The organism is Nonlabens sp. Asnod3-H03 (assembly GCF_045063665.1).
In the GTDB taxonomy this organism is placed as follows: Bacteria; Bacteroidota; Bacteroidia; order Flavobacteriales; family Flavobacteriaceae; genus Nonlabens; species Nonlabens ulvanivorans.
On the sequence record NZ_JBEFOD010000008.1, the window covers coordinates 2004943 to 2024245 of the forward strand.

Annotated in this window: 16 protein-coding genes; 12 read left to right on the plus strand and 4 right to left on the minus strand. The window is 35.2% G+C overall.

Annotation, left to right across the window (positions count from 1 at the left end; translation table 11 throughout):
* Positions 1-50: 50 nt before the first annotated feature.
* Together ACJJVI_RS12375 and ACJJVI_RS12380 are read right to left on the minus strand one after the other, a co-directional pair.
* Positions 51-1427 (minus strand): NAD-dependent succinate-semialdehyde dehydrogenase, encoded by a 1377-nt coding sequence (locus tag ACJJVI_RS12375; RefSeq protein ID WP_405352209.1) that lies wholly within the window; start codon positions 1425-1427, stop codon positions 51-53.
* A 174-nt stretch (positions 1428-1601) separates the two neighbouring features.
* Positions 1602-2471, minus strand: coding sequence for a helix-turn-helix domain-containing protein (locus ACJJVI_RS12380; protein ID WP_405352210.1), 870 nt, complete (start codon positions 2469-2471; stop codon positions 1602-1604).
* 193 nt (positions 2472-2664) lie between these two features.
* Here ACJJVI_RS12380 and ACJJVI_RS12385 point away from each other — a divergent pair, with 193 nt between their 5' ends.
* Together ACJJVI_RS12385 and ACJJVI_RS12390 are read left to right on the plus strand one after the other, a co-directional pair.
* On the plus strand, positions 2665-3225 hold the full coding sequence (locus ACJJVI_RS12385; protein WP_405352211.1) for a DUF3244 domain-containing protein: 561 nt from the start codon (positions 2665-2667) through the stop codon (positions 3223-3225).
* A gap of 193 nt (positions 3226-3418) precedes the next feature.
* Positions 3419-4609: a nitrate/nitrite transporter gene (locus tag ACJJVI_RS12390; protein ID WP_405352621.1), complete on the plus strand. Its 1191-nt coding sequence runs from the start codon at positions 3419-3421 to the stop codon at positions 4607-4609.
* A gap of 78 nt (positions 4610-4687) precedes the next feature.
* Here the strand turns inward: ACJJVI_RS12390 and ACJJVI_RS12395 are convergent, their stop codons facing one another.
* Positions 4688-7126 (minus strand): zinc-dependent metalloprotease, encoded by a 2439-nt coding sequence (locus ACJJVI_RS12395; RefSeq protein ID WP_405352212.1) that lies wholly within the window; start codon positions 7124-7126, stop codon positions 4688-4690.
* Between the two features lie 147 nt (positions 7127-7273).
* On the opposite strand from ACJJVI_RS12395, the gene ACJJVI_RS12400 reads away from it, so the two are divergent.
* The 10 genes from ACJJVI_RS12400 (at position 7274) to ACJJVI_RS12445 (ending at position 18399) form a co-directional block, all read left to right on the plus strand.
* Positions 7274-7999 carry a phosphodiester glycosidase family protein gene (locus ACJJVI_RS12400; protein ID WP_405352213.1) on the plus strand — a complete coding sequence of 242 codons (726 nt, stop codon included), beginning with the start codon at positions 7274-7276 and terminating at the stop codon, positions 7997-7999.
* Positions 8000-8113: 114 nt separating this feature from the next.
* Positions 8114-10315, plus strand: a complete 2202-nt coding sequence (locus ACJJVI_RS12405) for a bifunctional (p)ppGpp synthetase/guanosine-3',5'-bis(diphosphate) 3'-pyrophosphohydrolase (protein WP_036580629.1) — start codon at positions 8114-8116, stop codon at positions 10313-10315.
* 5 nt (positions 10316-10320) lie between these two features.
* The gene (locus ACJJVI_RS12410) at positions 10321-10788 is read left to right on the plus strand and encodes a Fur family transcriptional regulator (protein WP_036580631.1); all 468 of its coding nucleotides are present in this window, start codon (positions 10321-10323) and stop codon (positions 10786-10788) included.
* Entirely contained in the window at positions 10788-12059 is a 1272-nt protein-coding gene (locus ACJJVI_RS12415; protein ID WP_317291270.1) for an adenylosuccinate synthase, read from the plus strand. The genes ACJJVI_RS12410 and ACJJVI_RS12415 overlap by 1 nt, the downstream gene beginning before the upstream one ends.
* A gap of 53 nt (positions 12060-12112) precedes the next feature.
* On the plus strand, positions 12113-13066 hold the full coding sequence (locus ACJJVI_RS12420; protein ID WP_036581992.1) for a DUF368 domain-containing protein: 954 nt from the start codon (positions 12113-12115) through the stop codon (positions 13064-13066).
* A complete protein-coding gene (locus tag ACJJVI_RS12425) occupies positions 13066-14085 on the plus strand; it encodes a DUF368 domain-containing protein (protein ID WP_036580634.1) in 1020 nt (339 codons plus the stop codon). The genes ACJJVI_RS12420 and ACJJVI_RS12425 overlap by 1 nt, the downstream gene beginning before the upstream one ends.
* Complete coding sequence (locus ACJJVI_RS12430) at positions 14060-14851, plus strand: shikimate dehydrogenase (RefSeq protein WP_036580636.1); 792 nt, start codon at positions 14060-14062, stop codon at positions 14849-14851. The genes ACJJVI_RS12425 and ACJJVI_RS12430 overlap by 26 nt, the downstream gene beginning before the upstream one ends.
* A gap of 63 nt (positions 14852-14914) precedes the next feature.
* Positions 14915-16975 (plus strand): DUF349 domain-containing protein, encoded by a 2061-nt coding sequence (locus ACJJVI_RS12435; protein ID WP_405352214.1) that lies wholly within the window; start codon positions 14915-14917, stop codon positions 16973-16975.
* A gap of 85 nt (positions 16976-17060) precedes the next feature.
* Positions 17061-17783, plus strand: coding sequence for a hypothetical protein (locus ACJJVI_RS12440; RefSeq protein ID WP_042248664.1), 723 nt, complete (start codon positions 17061-17063; stop codon positions 17781-17783).
* 73 nt (positions 17784-17856) lie between these two features.
* Positions 17857-18399 carry a CIA30 family protein gene (locus tag ACJJVI_RS12445; protein WP_405352215.1) on the plus strand — a complete coding sequence of 181 codons (543 nt, stop codon included), beginning with the start codon at positions 17857-17859 and terminating at the stop codon, positions 18397-18399.
* On the opposite strand, the gene ACJJVI_RS12450 is transcribed toward ACJJVI_RS12445, so the two are convergent.
* On the minus strand, positions 18396-19253 hold the full coding sequence (locus tag ACJJVI_RS12450; protein ID WP_036580644.1) for a BadF/BadG/BcrA/BcrD ATPase family protein: 858 nt from the start codon (positions 19251-19253) through the stop codon (positions 18396-18398). The two genes, ACJJVI_RS12445 and ACJJVI_RS12450, sit on opposite strands and share 4 nt — an antisense overlap.
* Positions 19254-19303 lie beyond the last annotated feature (50 nt).

A 19303-nucleotide genomic window follows, 5' to 3' on the forward strand; every position in this document is an offset into this window, starting at 1 on the left:
AAACCACTGCTCTCACAGTGGTTTTTTCTATATCTGATGTTATATCAATATTATAAAATACTGATCCCTTTTACGTTTACAAATTCTTTAATACCAAAGCCGCCATGTTCTCTACCAAAACCAGAATCTTTTACTCCACCAAATGGCATATCTACTTGAGCTAGTCCAAAGGAGTTGATGAATACCATTCCTGTATCAAAATGATTTTGTGCTAATTCAACGGCTTTATCTTCATCTTTAGAGAAGATTCCGCCACCGAGTCCAAAACGACTGTCATTTGCAATGCGCATGGCATCATCTTGATCCTTTGCTTTTATTAAAGACGCAACTGGTCCAAATAGCTCGTCATCATAAGCCGGTTGTCCTGGAGTTACATTGCCTAATACGGTAGATGGATAATAATAACCATCACCATCTGGTATTTCTCCACCGCACAATACCTCAGCACCATTTTCTATACTTTCTTGTACTTGATTATGGATTTTTTCTCTCAAGTCTTTTCTAGCCATAGGTCCTAATTGTGAATTTTCATCCATAGGATCTCCATGTTTGATATTACTCATGCGCTCTACAAAGCCTTTTTTGAATTCTTCATAAACAGCATCTACGACTATAAATCTTTTTGCAGCGATACAGGTCTCACCATTATTATAGATACGACCACGTGTACAAGTTTTTACAGCTAGTTCAATATCTGCATCTTCAAGGACGATATAAGCATCATTACTACCTAGTTCTAATACGGTCTTTTTAATATTTTTACCTGCTTGCTCACCGATCTTGCTTCCACCACTTGAACTACCTGTAAAAGTGACACCACGTACTAAATCGTGCTCTATTACTTTCTCACTGACATCATGATCGATAATCAATACTGTGAATAGATCTTTAGGTAATCCAGCTTCTTCATAAATCTCTTTTAGTTTTAAGGCACTACCCGTTACATTACCAGCATGCTTTAATAAAATACTATTACCGGCCATCAGGTTTACAATCGAATATCGAACCACTTGATATGCTGGGTAATTCCATGGTTGTATACCATAAATAACACCTATTGGGTCATAAGAGACAATTCCTTTTCCGCCATTTTGCAGCTCCTTTTCTTCATTTGCCAATTCTTTTGCTCCAGTTGCAGCAGTATATTCACAAATACCGGCACACAGATCTAATTCTTGCTTACCATGTTTAAAGAGTTTCCCCATTTCTTCTGTCATCAATTGCGCAAACTCTTCTTGATGCTCTTTAAGCTTCTCTCCTATTTTCTTTATAATCTTACCTCTTTCTTCAATAGGCGTCGCTTTCCAGTTTTTAAAAGCTTTATGGCAATTCTCTACAGCTTGCAAGGTTTGCTCTTCAGTCATTAAGTCATATGACTTGATATCTTTTCCGGTTGCTGGGTTTATGGTTGTGATTTTATCGCTCATTGTTTTTTATTTAAATATAGAGCTGCACGATAAGCTATCCCGTTAAATAAATGAGAATAGTCACTATATGAGCGATAAATTAACGAGCTATTATAGGTCTATTAACAACTGAACCTATTAATCGTTAAAATTAAAATGATTTAAATATAGAATCACTAAAAGCGATATCATATGCTATTGAAGTATTTGCTTGAGCTCTTGTCGATATTTACTGGCGCTTTTACCAGTAAACTCTTTAAATATTTTATTAAAGTGTGAGAAGTTGTTAAATCCACAATCAAAACAGATATCGGTTATACTTAGTTGTGTTTCTGACAATAGCTTTGTAGCATGCACTACCCTATACTCATTTACAATTTTAGTAAACGTTTTACCAGATGTCTTTTTAAAATAGCGACAAAAAGCCGGCACGGTCATACTTACCTGACTAGCAATTTCCTCTAACGGTATGTGGTTTTGAAAATTTTGATTGATGTATTTATAAATGATTTCGGTTTTAGAATTGTCTTGCAATTCAGTCTCAAAGGTAAAACTCTCTGCATTTAAGATTTCATAATCATCAGTAATGGCCAGTTCATTTAATATATCTAGCAATAATAATGTTCTAGCAAATCCTTTCAACTCGTGTAACTTATGGATTTGATCTCCTAACTGCTCTTGAGTTTGTTGTTTAAAAAGCAAACCGTTCTTTGCTCTTTCAAATAGGTGTTTAATTGGTTCCATCTCTGGAACATTAAAAAAGCCGTCCCCTAAAAAATTAGGTAAGAACTGCACGAGTAATTCAGATCCATGGTTAGGTCTGTCTGTATATCCTATATGTGGTAACATAGAACCTATCAATAACAATTGACTGTCATTATAGTAGGACATGTGGTTTCCTATATGGCGTTTTCCTTGACCTTCATTAACGTATACTAATTCAATCTCGGGATGAAAATGCCAGAAAGGTTTTAGTTCACTACGTTCTGTTGTACTTTTTTGAACAAAAATAGAATTCCCAAAATCTGGATTAACTTTCTTTAAAGTGGGCTTTTTAAGTAACATATGACTTCTATTTAACATCACAAAGGTCGGGCTAAATTTCTTAATTATATGTTATTTTAATACGAAAACGTTATAGTTTGGTCTAAAGAGTTAATATAGCATACAACATAGTCAAATCTGTTGTTTTCTAAGCGTGCATAGCACTTTAAATTTGTCATGTAAATCATCATTAAAATATAAAAAGATGAAAACAATGAAAAATTTATTAATTATAGCCCTTATGTTAACGACGTTAACAAGCTATGCGACGAAATTGACAAACACTGTACCTGCAACAAATGTAACTACCGTACAGTTTAACAATGTGAAGAAAGGTCATTTACTGACTATTAAAGATGCGACAGAGGCAACTCTTTATAGCGAGACGATACAATTAAATGGTAATTATAAACAGCAGTTTGATTTAACCTCTCTAGAAAATGGAACTTATAGAATTGAGCTAGATAAAGACAGTCAGCTATTAAGTCAACAATTTAATGTTAACAATGGTATTGTAACTTTCTCAACAGAGAATGTGTTCTATAAACCTATTGCAATGCAAAAAAACAATCAAATTCTAATATCACAATTAGCTTCTAGCGATGAAGTATTAGATGTACAGATTTACTATAATGACAGTTTAATCCATGAAGATGAGATATCAGACGCTGCGGTGTTGAATAGAATTTACCAATTATCTTCTGATAAAAAAGGTGAATACTTCATTGTAATGAAATCTGCTGGGAAGACCTTTTACAAGTCTATCACGATTTAAATCGTTTCATAATTTATGAAAGGGCTGCTTTAATAGGCAGCCTTTTTTTATGGCCTATATTCTGTGATATCTATTTATTACATTTACTTCAAATCGTAATAGCATTTTAAGTAAAAGACAAAAATCATTCAATATCATTCTCCTCATTCTTGCTGGAGAAGCAAATTTTATTCTACCCTTTGTACTAGCTCGCATCTTTAGACCTACGGTACTAGACCTATTTGAACTTAGCAATTTAGAATTAGGAGCTTGTTTTTCAGTTTATGGCATCGTGGCTTTTATCTCATACCTATTGGGCGGTAGCTTGGCAGATAAATTTCAACCACGCTACTTAATGGCTTTCTCTTTATTTCTAACGGCGTTAGGTGGAATATACATGTCTACATATCCGTCATATTTAGGACTAAGCATTCTTTATGGTTACTGGGGTTTTACGACTATTTTCCTCTTCTGGGCAGCAATGATTAAAGCGACCAGAGTTTGGGGTGGACAACACCGACAAGGTATCGCCTTTGGACTACTGGATGGTGGTCGTGGTTTAGTTTCGTTTGCCTTTGGATGGTTAGGTATTCTTATTTTTTCAATACTATTAGTAAATGAGATCGAAGTTTCTAGCTTACTAGAACGTAAAGAAGCATATCGATACGTCGTTCTTATTTGTTCTATCATCATCACTTTAATAGGAGTTTTATTGATCATCGTATTAAAAGATAATCCCAATCAGCAAACTGGTAGTCCAAGAATAATATCTACCCGTCAGGTCTTCAACAATTATCTTAAAGTACTTCAACTACCTTCAGTTTGGTTATTGATGATTATTATACTGTGTGCTTATACTGGTTATAAAATCACAGATATTTATTCTCAATATGCTAATGAAGTCATGGGATATAATGAAACAGATGCTGCCGCTATAGGTAGTAATTTACTGGGCATACGTATCATCATCGGTATCATCATAGGACTACTGGCAGACAAAACTCGATCTTCATTAATGATGATCATCAGCTTTGCAATTACCATCATAGGAGCGTTAATATTTGCATTAGGTTTTATAGAGGCTCATACCACGATTCTTTTTGGTTTTACAATAATAACAGTTGCTACAGGAGTATATGCTTTTAGAACGCTGTACTTCTCTGCCATACAAGAAGGAAAAATACCTATGGCCGTTACCGGTACTGCGGTAGGACTTATATCATTAATAGGCTATACGCCAGATATATTTATGGGTCCGGCAATGGGAATACTATTAGACGATTCACCTGGCGCGCTAGGTTTTCAAAAGGTGTTTCTAATGCTTGCTATATTTGCTTTAGTAGGATTAATAGCCGCATATCTTTTTCATCGTTTAAATACTAAGCAACTACCGCAAGATCTGTAATGTTTCCGCTTTCGCGAAAGCGGAAACAAAAAAAGCAGCCTTCTCAGACTGCTTTTTAAAATATGAAATCAACTTACTTTATCTAGGATTCAATATTAAATCAACTCGAGCTAGCAAATCTTCATAATGGTATTTATTGACCTGATTAGATGCTGAATTTCTCTTACTGCTTAGGGTAGATTGTAAGGTGCTTAATTCACCTCTTACTAATGCTCTTACATCACTTTGTGGGATATTATAAGAACTACGAGTAGAGTTTTCTGTCATAAGGTAAGCTAGTCGATCGATATAAACTCTTTGTAGATTTCTCTTATAGATATCTGTAGTAGATTTTGAAAAGATTCCCTTTCTAACATCTTGAAGCATTTCTAGTGCCGTGTAATAATTAGTATCTACAGTTTCAGAATTAATTAATCTACCGATGCGATCAAAGCTCAATAAACTATTTAATTGGCGAGCTTGTATCGATCTTAACCTTTCAAAGTAACCTTGAGGCGCTATATTTTGAACGATATTTTTATCAACTAGCCAGCTAGGTGTATCAAAGACATTATCTATAACCCATTGAACCGATTCTTTTTGGGTCTTTTTATCTACCGTACTATAAACAGTTCCAGACTGTGATGGTTTTTTAAGATCTTCATTAACGCCACCGACATTAGTCACTACATGACCAGCATATCTAGAATACACGCCTAGTAACTCACCATACAATTCTTGTAAATCGTCATAATTATCTGTTTGATTAGACGTCCATGAAGGTAAATTTTGCGCTACGTATTTCAAGTTTTTCATTCCATAAGTACTCGCTTTAATAGGATCGTTACCTATCGCTTCTGTTTGAGATTGTGGATCAAAACGGCTGCTCTGACGACCAAACTTATATGTAGGATCACCAGCTTTTTCCATGATCCAACTATTTAAAGTAGCCACTTCATCTTCTGGAGATGCAGCTTCAGGAATCACACGATAACCCCAATTAGTTGCATAATGATCATAAGGTCCCATCTGACGTACAAACCTGATATTCTCATCACCAGGTTGTGCGATATAGTTATAACGAGCATAATCCATTAAACTAGCCGCGATACCGTTTTCTTGAGTAAAGGCACCGTTTCTATAATCCTCTACATCATATGCATAACTAGCAGCCATATTGTGAGGAAAACCTAATGCATGTCCTACTTCATGAGCGATTACCTGGCGCATCATTTCACCCATTTCTTCTGTATCTGTATCTAAAGTACGAGCGCTAGGATTAGCTGCTCCAGTTTCTAATAGATATCTGTTTCTATAAGATCTTAAGTGATTGTGATACCAGATGATATCACTTTCAATAATCTCTCCACTACGTGGATCACTTACAGATGGTCCTACGGCATTACGTGTTGTACTAGCTACATATCTCACTACAGAGTATCTAATATCTTCTGGGCTAAACTCTGGATCTTCCTCTGGTGTAGGCGCATCTCTCGCGATAATCGCATTTTTAAATCCTGCGGTTTCAAAAGGCTTTTGCCAGTCCTCTATTCCTTGTTTGATGTATTCTTTTAAGTTTTCTGGTGTACCTGGATCTAGATAATAGATAATCGGCTTTATAGGTTCTACTAATTCTCCACGTGCATAAGCTTCTGGATCTTTAGGCTCTAATCTCCATCGACGTATATAGGTTTTCTCATCTGCTTTTAACGCTTTACTAGAATAGTCAATTTGATCTACCGTAAAAAACCCTACTCTAGGATCAAATAATCTAGGTTGCATAGGGACTTCTGGTAACAGAATCATCGACTGATTTACCTGCATACTTATAGAACCTACAGAACTGTTAGATGGAGGCTCTGACGCTGTAAAAGTAAAATCTTGTTTTACTTCTATATTCTCTGGAAATGACTTTACAGAATTGATAAAGCTGCGATTCTTATCTAAGCTTCTCACCTTATACTGCTTTCTTAATCGAGAACTTAATCCACTTATGGAGGGAACATCAGTACTTAAAAATTTAGTTACATTGATAACTGTGGCAGTAGAATCTGCACTGAAAGTTTCTATATCAAACGCATACATGATAGGCTCATAATTGTTAACCTTTACAGAGTTACCTATCGCTGCTGTAGAATCTAATGCTACCTCACTATAGGACTTTACCTTAAGTAAGATCTTATTTTGAAAACGTTCCCATGCAACTACTTGTTGATTTGTTTTACTACCAGCATTCATATATCCACCACCTAGATTAGATGGTATTTGCGCGATACGTGTCACCCATAACATATCTTTTTCAAGCATGTCGTTAGGGATCTCATAGAAAAAATCGTCGTCTACTTGATGTGTTTTAAACAATCCATCATCGGTTATCGCATCAGTAGTAATGACCTTGCTGTAGGATTTGAATTTTGGTTTTTTCTTGCTGGTTTTTTCTGATTCAGTTTTTGCAGCAACTGCCTTTTGTGCTGTCTTACAAGATGTAGAGAACGCAAAAAGGAACATCATTGCTATGAGTAAGCCTGATTTTTTCATGTGATTATGATAAAGTAAAATTTAGGACTACAAAATATATCATCTTACTGTTCTTATCATAAATGCTATGAAAACGTTAACAAACATTAACAAATTCAAAAATCTGTTATTACAATCTCATACCTTTAAAACTCAAATCTATCATCTATGAATTATAGACACTTCCTTTTCATATTATTACCTACACTTTTCATCTCTTCTTGCCATAATGCTCAAGATTTAACGATAGAAGATGAGCGTTTTCATATCAAGGTGATTGACCTTAATAAACAAAATCTAAAGTTATACTGGTTAAATAATAAAGGGGAAAAGATTGAAACCTTTAATAATCTTAAAAATCATCTCGACCAGAATGGAGATAGCCTTATCTATGCCATGAATGCTGGGATGTATCTTAAAGACCACTCACCGCAAGGCCTTTATATAGAAAATGGAATTATTCATAAACAAATAGATACTACAACTACTGGATATGGTAATTTCTACTTGCAGCCCAATGGCGTTTTTTACCTAACTAAAGACGGAACAGCAAAGGTGACATCAACACAAGATCTTACCGATTTGAGTAATATTAAAAATGCGACACAATCTGGTCCCATGCTAGTTATAGATGGAATGATTCATCCCGCTTTTAATAAAGGTTCTAAGAATGTTCATATACGCAATGCCGTGGGCATTTTACCAGATGGACGTTTATTGCTAGTCATTTCTCGAGAAAAGATAAACTTCTATGATTTAGCTACTTTTTACTTACAGCATGGCTGTAATAATGCCTTATATCTGGATGGCTTTGTTTCTCGCATCTATGATCCTGCAAACGGCATTGAGCAAATGGATGGAAGATTTGGGGTAATGATAGGTGTGAAAAATTAATGTTTTTAAAGTAATGAAAAGTATTTCGGTTACGCTTTCGCGAAAGCGTCAAAAAACCTAACAATCTGCTCTTAAAACCATTGTCTTTTAAAAAGAGAAGTGTAACTTTACTATATGACAGAACTAGAAATTCTAGAAGAGAATAAACGCATCGCGCAAGGCTATAAAGACTTACTTAAAATAAGTTACCAAACGCTTACAGACGAAGATAAAAAGCTGATTAGAAAGGCTTTTGATATTGCTGTTGAAGCGCATGCACCACAACGTCGCAAATCTGGAGAAGCTTATATTTTTCATCCTATTGCAGTGGCAAAAATTGTGGCAAAACAAATAGGTCTAGACGCCAGTGCAATAGCCGCTGCCCTTTTACACGATGTGGTGGAAGATACAGAGTACACGCTAGATGATATTGAAAGACTATTCGGTATTACCATCGCAAAAATAGTAGATGGCCTAACAAAGATTGCACACCTTAAAAAAGATGCAGACATCTCTCAACAAGCAGAGAATTTCCGTAAAATGTTACTAACTCTTAATGAAGACATTAGGGTTATTATTATTAAAATAGCTGACCGCTTGCACAATATGCAAACTATGGACAGTATGCCTGATTATAAACAGGTGAAAATTGCAAGTGAAACCTTGTATATCTATGCTCCTATTGCTCACAGATTAGGACTTTATAATATTAAGACAGAACTAGAAGATCTAGGATTAAAATATACAGAACCTGATGTTTTTAATGACATACAGAAATCTATAAAGGAATCAAAAGAAGAGCAAGATCAGTTTATTGAAGACTTTGCTGCTATTATAGACGACTCTTTAGAAAAGGAAGGACTAGAATACACTATTAAAGGTAGACCTAAATCTGTTTTCTCTATACGTCGCAAGATGTTAAAGCAAAACGTATCTTTTGATGAAGTCTATGATAAATTTGCTGTGCGTATTGTTTTCCGTAGCGATAGAGCAAATGAGAAGTTTCTCGCCTGGAAGATTTATTCTATAGTGACAGATCATTTTAGGCCTAATCCTGTGCGATTGCGAGACTGGATCAGTAGTCCTAAGTCTACTGGTTATGAAGCATTACACATTACAGTGATGGGACCAGATGGACGCTGGGTTGAGGTGCAAATACGTAGTGAACGTATGCACGAAATTGCCGAAAAAGGGTATGCCGCGCATTATAAATATAAACAAGGTAATCAGGAAGATGGACTAGATGTCTGGTTGAATAGATTGCAAGACGCGCTAGAAAATGCAGATTCTAGTGCGATTGACTTTGTAGAAGAATTTAAACTTAATTTATATAGCAAAGAGATTTTTGTTTTTACTCCAAAGGGTGAATTAAAATCTTTACCTAAAGGTGCTACACCATTAGATTTTGCTTTTAGTATACATACAGAGGTCGGACTTAAAACTCGTGGTGCGAGAGTAAATGGTAAATTAGTACCATTATCACATGAATTAAATAGTGGTGATCAAGTCGATATTATTACATCAGAGAATCAAAAACCGACTAAAAACTGGCTGGATTATGCCACTACTGCTCGAGCGAGGCAAAAAATTAAATCTGCTCTAAAGGATGATCAAAAAGACATCGCTCTAGAAGGTAAAGCAGTTCTTAATAGAAAATTGCGATCACTAAAGATTCCATTAGACGAGAAGTCTATTAATCAAATGGTTAACTTCTTTAAGTTAAAAACGAGTCATGATTTATTTTATCGTGTAGGTTTAGGTACCATAGATAATAAGATGATTAAAGAATATGCTAACAGTCGCAGTAATGCCTTGTATTCTTTTATCAAAAATAAAATAAGAAAGCCTAAGGAGAATCCTGATATTCATAAAGAAGAGGTTACAGAAAATTATGACCAGTTAGTTTTTGGGAAAGATCAACAAAAACTAGATTACTCTTTTTCAAAGTGTTGTAATCCATTACCAGGCGATTCTGTCTTTGGATTCATAACTGTCACAGACGGAATTAAGGTTCATAAAAATAATTGTCCTAATGCTATTAGTATGCAAAGTAAATTTGCATATCGTATTATGAGCGCAAAATGGATCGATTCTAGTCAACAAGAGTATCGTGCAGACGTAATACTCACAGGAATTGATCGCATGGGATTAGTTCAAGAAGTGACCAGAGTTATTTCTGAGAACATGCACGTAAATATTAGAAACATTAGTTTTACAAGTAATGATGGTATTTTTAAAGGAGAAATCACTGTTGTGGTTCCCCATAAAAATATGCTCATAAGATTAATGGAAAATTTAAATAAGCTTAACGGGATTGATAAAGTCACGAGAGTATAAAAAATATGAGTAAAATTATTAACAGTCTAGAGAACGAACAGGAAATAGTGAAGAATGTATTCACTCAATTTCTTACCGATAATAAGCATCGCAAGACACCTGAACGTTATGCCATTTTGAATGAAATTTATGCTAGTGAAGACCATTTTGATGTGGAGTCATTATACATAAAAATGAAGAATCAAAACTATCGTGTAAGTCGCGCCACGCTTTATAATACTATAGAATTATTATTAGCCAGCGGTCTGGTAAGAAGACATCAATTTGGTCAAAATCAATCACATTATGAAAAGTCATTTTTTGATAAACAACATGATCATGTAATCCTTACAGATACCGGTGAAGTTATCGAATTTTGTGACCCGAGAATAGAGTCAATAAAAAAGACTATTGAAGAGATTTTTAATGTTACAATTACCAATCATTCTTTATATTTTTACGGCCTTAAAAACACAACTGAAAAACAAGACTAATGGCAGTAGATTTATTGCTCGGCCTTCAATGGGGCGATGAGGGAAAAGGAAAAATAGTAGATGTATTAACTGCAGACTATGATATCATCGCGAGATTTCAAGGTGGACCTAACGCAGGACACACTCTAGAATTTGATGGTATTAAACATGTTTTAAGAACGATTCCTTCTGGGATTTTTCACGACAAAGCTATCAATGTTATAGGTAATGGAGTTGTTATCGATCCGGTAGTTTTTGTTCAAGAACTAGATGGGCTAGAACAATTTAAAATAGATTATAAGAGTAAATTGATCATTTCAAGAAAAGCTCATATCATTTTACCGACACATCGTTTACTAGATGCTGCATCTGAAACATCTAAAGGTAAAGCAAAAATAGGCTCGACTCTTAAAGGTATAGGACCTACTTATATGGATAAAACAGGCCGTAATGGTTTGCGTATAGGTGATCTAGAACAGGATAACTGGAAGGAAAAGTATCGTAATCTAGCAAATAAGCATGAAGCATTAATAGGTTTTCATGATGTTCAAATTCAATACGACCTTGCCGAGTTAGAGAAGGAATTCTTTACAGCAGTAGAGCGATTAAAAGAATTAACATTCATCGACTCAGAAGAATATTTCCAAAACGCACAACGCAATGGAAAAACAATACTTGCAGAAGGTGCTCAAGGTTCTTTGTTAGATATTGACTTTGGTACATATCCATTTGTAACTTCTTCTAATACCACAGCTGCTGGTGCCTGTACTGGACTAGGTGTTGCACCTAACCAAATAGGTGAAGTTTATGGGATTTTTAAAGCTTACACTACTCGTGTAGGTAGTGGACCATTCCCTACTGAGTTGTTTGATGAGGTAGGTGCCGAAATGGCTAAAGTAGGTCATGAATTTGGTGCCGTTACAGGTAGACCACGTCGTTGTGGATGGCTGGACCTTATTGCTCTTAAGTACACTTGTCAGATTAATGGCGTTACACAATTAATGATGATGAAAGGCGATGTACTGTCTGGATTTGATAGTTTACAGGTTTGTACTGGTTATGAATATAAAGGTGAAACCATCCATCATTTACCATATAATATCGAGGCCGAAAATGTAACTCCTATCTATACTGAATTTCCTTGTTGGAAAGAGGATTTAACAAAAATGACTGATCCTTCTCAATTCCCTGCAGAATTAAATAAATACATCGACTTCCTTGAAAAAGAATTAGAAATTCCTATCAAAGTGGTAAGTGTAGGTCCAGATAGAACACAGACTATCCATAGATAATTTTTAAAAAGCCTCTTTGAGGCTTTTTTTTGATACCATTAAAAAATCAAGCTTTGAAAAAATATATCGCTACAGCAATTAAAGGAATCCTTATGGGTGCAGCAGATGTTGTGCCAGGTGTTTCTGGTGGTACTATCGCTTTTATCACTGGTATTTATGAAGAACTCATAAAAACTATTGATGGATTAGATATAGGTGTTTTAAAATCATTTTTTAAAATAGGTATAGCTGCTACTTTTAAAAATTATAACCTAGGTTTCTTACTATCATTGATTACTGGAATCGCAATCAGTATTCTAAGTTTATCTAAGTTAATTACTTATTTATTAGGAGCACATCCTATTCTAGTTTGGTCCTTTTTCTTTGGATTAGTACTTGCTAGTATTTTATATATAGCAAAACAAATTACTCATTGGAATGTCACAGCCATCACCATAATGGTAATAGGTGCTGCCCTATCCTACTGGATCACCGTTGCTGAGCCTGTTGCCTCTCCAGAAAGCTGGTGGTATTTATTATTTTCTGGCTTTATCGCTATTATTGCTATGATTCTGCCAGGAGTTTCCGGTGCTTTTTTACTACTCCTACTGGGTAGTTATGAAACGGTTTTAAGTTCTATCACAGGATTTACAGAAGCAATACTTGCCGGCAATTGGAGTGTTGCATGGGATTACTTTACTAACTTATTAATGGTAGCGATAGGCGCAATCTTAGGGATTAAACTATTTTCTAGAGCGCTGACCTGGCTATTTGAAAATCATAAAAACTTAACTCTGGCATTGCTTACAGGATTTATGATAGGTTCTCTCAATAAATTATGGCCATGGAAAATGATTCTGAAAACTAGAATCAATTCACACGGCGAGGAAGTTCCATTTCTAGAAAAAAGTATTTTACCACAAAATTTTTCTGGTGACGCTCTTATTTTGTATGCTGCGATACTAATGGTTATAGGATTTTTGCTTATACTTATATTAGAAAAAGTAGCTCATAAAAAAACCGACTAGTGCGACAACCTACCCGCAGTTTCAGCGATAAATTCTACTTAGTTTTAAAAGGTATTGCTATGGGAACCGCAAATAAAGTTCCTGGAGTAAGCGGTGGCGTTGTGGCATATGTAGCTGGATTTTATGAAGAGTTCATATATTCTTTTCAAAAACTCAACCTTAAGGCACTTAAACTATTATTTAACGGTAGGTTTAAAACGTTCTATGAATATATTAACGGTCGTTTTTTATCCTTAATCATTCTTGGAGAAGTCCTCAGCTACTTTACCGTAAGTAAAGGATTTGATGTACTTATTAAGAATTACCCCATACTGGTCTGGTCTGCATTTTTCGGGATGATTTTAGGCTCTGTATATTACATTTCGAGAGGTTACGATGCCTGGACACGCAAGAATATTATGATTCTAGCCATAGGTACCGCCATAGGTGTTGGAACCTCATTACTAGATCCCGCAACAGATAATACTAACTTATTCTTTGTCTTTTTCTGTGGTATGGTAAGTATTTCAGGGATGACCTTACCAGGTCTGAGTGGCAGCTTTATACTTATCCTGTTAGGCAATTATGTATTACTATTAGTAGATAGTATAAATGCTTTCTTTGATACCATGGTCGCTGTTGTTCAATGGGATTTCTCGTGGTGGAATGATCCCATTCACATGGATTTACTAGCCATATTAGGCGTTTTTCTATTAGGATCTTTTGTAGGGCTTATTAGCTTATCACACCTATTAGGCTGGACCTTTAAACATTATCGCAACGAGACTAATGCGATGATTATTGGTTTTATAACAGGGTCCTTAGGCGTGGTATGGCCATGGAAAAAAGAAATTTATACCACAGACATCGCTGGAAATTATATGACAGACGCGAGTGGGAATCCTATACTAGAAAATTACAGTCGTTACTGGCCAGACTTAACAGCATTACATACATGGCTAGCAATAGGGCTTATATTTGCTGGTTTCTTAATCGTATATCTTATTGATAAATATGGACAACAAGCAAATCCCGCATAGCGTTTTTGGCCTTATAGGCCAGAGATTGGACTACAGTTTTTCAAAAGCTTATTTTACAGAAAAATTTGAGAAACTGGGATTAGAAGATCATGAATACCGCAATTTTGAGATTGCAACTGAGGCTGATTTATTACGCTTTCGCGAAAGCGTGACCTACAACCCTATCACTAAAACCACCAACGGTAAAAATGAGATTATACGTGGACTTAATGTCACAATTCCATACAAGGAATCGATGCTTAAAATCTGCGATCAACTGACACCTGAAGCTCAAGCTATAGGCGCTGTAAATACCGTTGTAATAGAAGATAATAAATGGATAGGCCATAATACTGATGTCTATGGATTTGCAAAAAGTCTAGAACCGTTTTTACCTATTACACAAAATGCTTTGATCCTAGGCACAGGTGGTGCATCAAAGGCGATTTCTTATACATTAGACGCTCTTAAAGTTCCGCATTTATTTGTCTCTCGCAATCCACAAGGTGAGTATAGTATTCCCTATGAAAAGATCGATGGCGATGTTCTTAAAATTATCTCACTAATTATAAACTCTACACCTGTTGGAACATTTCCCGATGTAGAAGACAAGCCTAATTTACCATACGACCATTTGAACAAAAATCATATTTTATATGATCTCGTCTACAATCCTAGTAACACTATGTTCATGAAAATGGGAAAGGTAAAAGGTGCTCGAGTAACTAATGGTTATCAGATGCTGGTTCACCAAGCAGAGAAGTCTTGGGAATTGTGGAATGACTAATCCTGTAGAATGATTGCCATATCTAGTGATTCTCTTTATCTTGCACTCCTTTAAATCTATTATATGGATACGAATGACAACCTGCACAACGATGTAGACGGAAATTTAGAAAACGTGAATAACACTGACCAGAACACACAAGACATGCCAGAAAAGGACATGAATACAGAACCTTCAACTGCTGTAGAAGAAACCAAAGTTACTCCTCAAGAGATTGTAACTAGTGAAGAAACTACAGAAACACCTATTGCCGCTGTAAAAGAAGAAGAAAGCACGAGTGATAATGATGACGAAAGTGATGATCATGCTGAAGATGTAGATGCTCAAACTTTACCTGATACAGACTATAATACATTAGAAATGCCAGCTCTAGTAGCATCTCTAAGACAATTGATACAGGACTTTCCTATCAACACGATTAAAACTCACGTAGACGATATTAAAAAAGCTTTTGAATCAAAAGATCAAGATGCTGAAAAAGAAGCTCGTGAAGAATTCGTAAAAGCAAATCCTGCTACAGAAGAAGCACCTGCACCAGAGTTTGAATACAATAATCCTATAAGTAAAGAATTTAACGATTTACATAGCTTATATCGCAAGCAACGAGGTGAGTTTCAACGCCAGCAGCGCAAGGAACAAGAAGACAATCTTGAAAAGAGAAAAAACATCATTGAGTCTATTAAGAACTTAATTGATGAAGAAGAAAATATAGGGACTACTTTTAAAAAGTTTAATGCTTTACAGCAAGCGTGGAAAGACACTGGTAAAATACCTCATGATGCTTATAACATTGTATGGAATGATTACCGCCTGCACACTCAAAACTTCTATGACTATATAGACCTTAGTAAAGAATTACGTGATAAAGATTTTGAACGCAATTTAGATTTTCATAATAAAATTATTACTCGTGCCGAAGAGCTGGGTAATGAACCAGACATCCATAAAGCATTGCGTGAATTACAAGAGTTACATCGCATGTGGAAAGAAGATGCTGGACCAGTTGCCAAAGAACATAGAGATCCTATCTGGGATAAATTTAGCGCAGCTACTAAAGTGATACATGATAAGAGACAAGCTTATTATGAAGAACGTGATAAACTAGCCGAGAAAAACCAGACGATTAAACAAAATATAATCGCTGAAATCAAGAAGATAACTGCGGCTGGAGCAAAGAATCATAAAGGATGGCAAGATCGTCTAGAGGAAGTTAATGCCCTTAAAGAATTATTTACACAAACTGGACCAGCTACAAAGGCTTTAAACAACCACTTGTGGGAACAGTTCAGAGTTGTCGGACGTGAGTTTAACCATGCCAAAAACGCGTTCTATAAAGATCTTAAAAAAGATCAACAAGATAATCTGGATAAGAAAATGAAACTTATTGAGATTGCAGAGCAACATCTGGCTGGTGATGATTTTAACGGTTCTTTACCTGTGATGAAGCGTATTCAGAGCGAATGGAAAGAGATTGGTCATGTACCTAGAAAGGTAAGTGATAAAATATGGAAGCGTTTCCAGACAGCTTGTAATGGCTTCTTTGATAAGAAAAATGCACAAAAGAAAGAAGAAAACGCTGAGGAAGCAGCAAACTTTGAAGCAAAGATGAAAGTCTATGATGCGTTAAAAGAAATGTTGCCACAAGATGATCAAGAGGCTATGAAAGCTGATGTTGAAAAACACATGGCAGATTGGGCAGCAATAGGTCGCGTTCCTTATTCAAAACGTCATATCCAAGATAAGTTTGACAAACTATTACAGGCTAAATTAAAAGCAGCTGGAATGAGCGCTGTAGATGCAGAAATGCTTAAATATCAATCTAAACTTTCTAGTTTAGAATCTGGAGATGCTCGTGATTTTACTAACGAACGTTTTTACTTGAGAAAACGTCGTGATGAGATTCAGGATGAAAAAAGGCAGCTAGAGAACAACATGCAGTTTATCAATACTAAGGATGATAAAAACCCTTTTGTAATACAATTGAAAAAGAACACTGCGGCTTTAGATAAAGAATTAGACTTAATAAAAGAGAAGCAAAAGCAACTTAATATTCTAGAACGTCAGATGAAAAAAGCAGAGGAAGAAGCATCAACAGATGATGAATCTTCAGAGGCTACAGAATAGTTCAATTCTTTTTATTACCATAACTTTAAAGCACCAGTCTATTCTGGTGCTTTTTTATTATTGTTGTTCACTAAACTAGTTGTTTATGTTTAAATTTTTAAAACGTCTTTTTGAAACACCATCAGGTGACTATGGATCCTTAATGGATAGTCGCGATCCAGAGGTACACCTATCTCAAACGACCATCAATACAATAGTCGAAGCTTTGAGACCTATCTTATTACCTGCTATGATAATTGAGCAATCAGTCGTAGAAAATGATAAATTACCACAATTGCCCGCGGGCAGCATATGGCCTACCAATAAAAAAGATAAACCTTTACATTATCAAGGCACTATTTCTTCAAATGAATTTAAGGTTGTAATATTTCAACATGAAGATGGCTTAAAAAAAGATCATACCAATCTGCAATACTTCTATTTCAAAAAAAATCAATGGCATGAATTAGAGGAATTATCACCTACTGATTCAAATCTGGTTTCTGATCAACGCTATAAGCAGTCTAACATCAATTCTCTTCCTATCTGGGAAGAAATTATTCATCGTTATCCTGAAATTCATAAATTAATAGTTAAACTAGCGCCTAATCATCCTTGGACACTATACAAAAGGGCTAAAAAAATTCTTTGTGATAAAAAGATAACTCAACAAATAAATGGCTATCCACAATGGATGATTAATGATATAGATTTCAGAAAAATAAAAGAATTAACGTTCTTATTTCAAATAGAAGACCTTAACCATACCGTTGTGCATTATTATTTTACAGATGGAAAAGAAATTCAACAATTTATACAAAGGCAATAGCTATTGAAGAACGCGATAAGTTAAATATTTCTAATCATCAGAAAGCTTTACCTCATCAACCGACTTATCTCTTATGATACGTCTTCTCATTTTATTATTAATTCCCATAAGCAGCATGTATACTTCAGATATTATCAATTTTGGTAAAGATGGGAATACTATGGATTGGGTTATTGTTAACGACGGTGTTATGGGTGGTTTATCACAAAGTACTGCTGTCTCCTATGATAATTACGTTTTATTCTCGGGTACCACATCGTTAAAAAATAATGGAGGATTTGCCAGTTATCGCAGTCCCTACGGGAATTATAATCTTAAAGATTATAAAGTAGTTGAAATTAAGTTTAAAAGTACTGGACGCTCCTTTTATTTTCAATTAGACGCATATCGCTCTTGGTGGAATCCTAATTATAAACATCATTTTTCTAGTGATAATAATGAATGGGTAACCATTCAATTACCTCTAACTGAATTTAAAGAATATAAGGTAGGTCAACAAACTGGAAAAAAAATATCCCAATCGCAACTAGACGATGTCTTGCGATTGGGAATAATATTATTAGATAAAAAAGAAGGTCCGTTTGAATTACAAATAGACTACATCAAATTTATTTAGGCTTTCAATTTATTTCTATGGTAATCGACAAGACCTTCTATCGGTCTACGAACAATATTACCAACCTCATAGCCAAATTCTGCCGCGACTTGCTTTATTCTAGCTTGGGCAAAGTGAGCAATACTACCTACAAAGTGTACTTCGTATGATTTTATTTCTTCTCTAAATTGTAAAATCATATTGCGAGAAAATTTACGCAATCCCTTTCTTAGCAACTTTTTAATGTAACGTTCCTCAAGGTTTTGAAATATAAATTCTGCATGATGAGCAAGAAAAGCATTAGGATTAGGTTGCTTATAGAGATGGAATTTTAAGTAATCGGGATCCATATTATAAGCCTTTTCAAATTTCTTCATTAAATCCGACGGCATATTTTTAAATCCATAATCTCTCAATAGATTTTTTCCATACCAGTTACCACTAGCTTCATCCATAAGTGTATACCCTAGAGAAACTACACGTTGCTCAATAGTATCGCCGTCACTGAAACAACAGTTAGAGCCAGTTCCTAGTATACAAACGATACCGGGCTCATCACCTACTGCGGCATATACTGCTGCTGCTGTGTCTTCTTTAACGGTTACCTGCGCGTTTGAAAAATAGTTTTTTAATAAATTTTCCAAAGCTAGTCTAGGCTTTTCAGTACCACAACCAGCACCATAGAAAAATAGTTGCTCTACTTGGTCTTTGTGAGCTACTAATTCTTCACTTTCTAGAATGCGCAATGGTAATTCTTCGATAGTAAGAATCGCAGGATTCATACCACCAGTTTTTACTTTAAACAATTGCTCTCCATTATTATCAAGTGCAATCCAGTCGCACTTAGTAGAGCCACTATCTGTAATTAAAATCATAAAAAGTTATTTAATAAAGTCTATCCTTGAGCTGGATAGAAAAAAGAAGG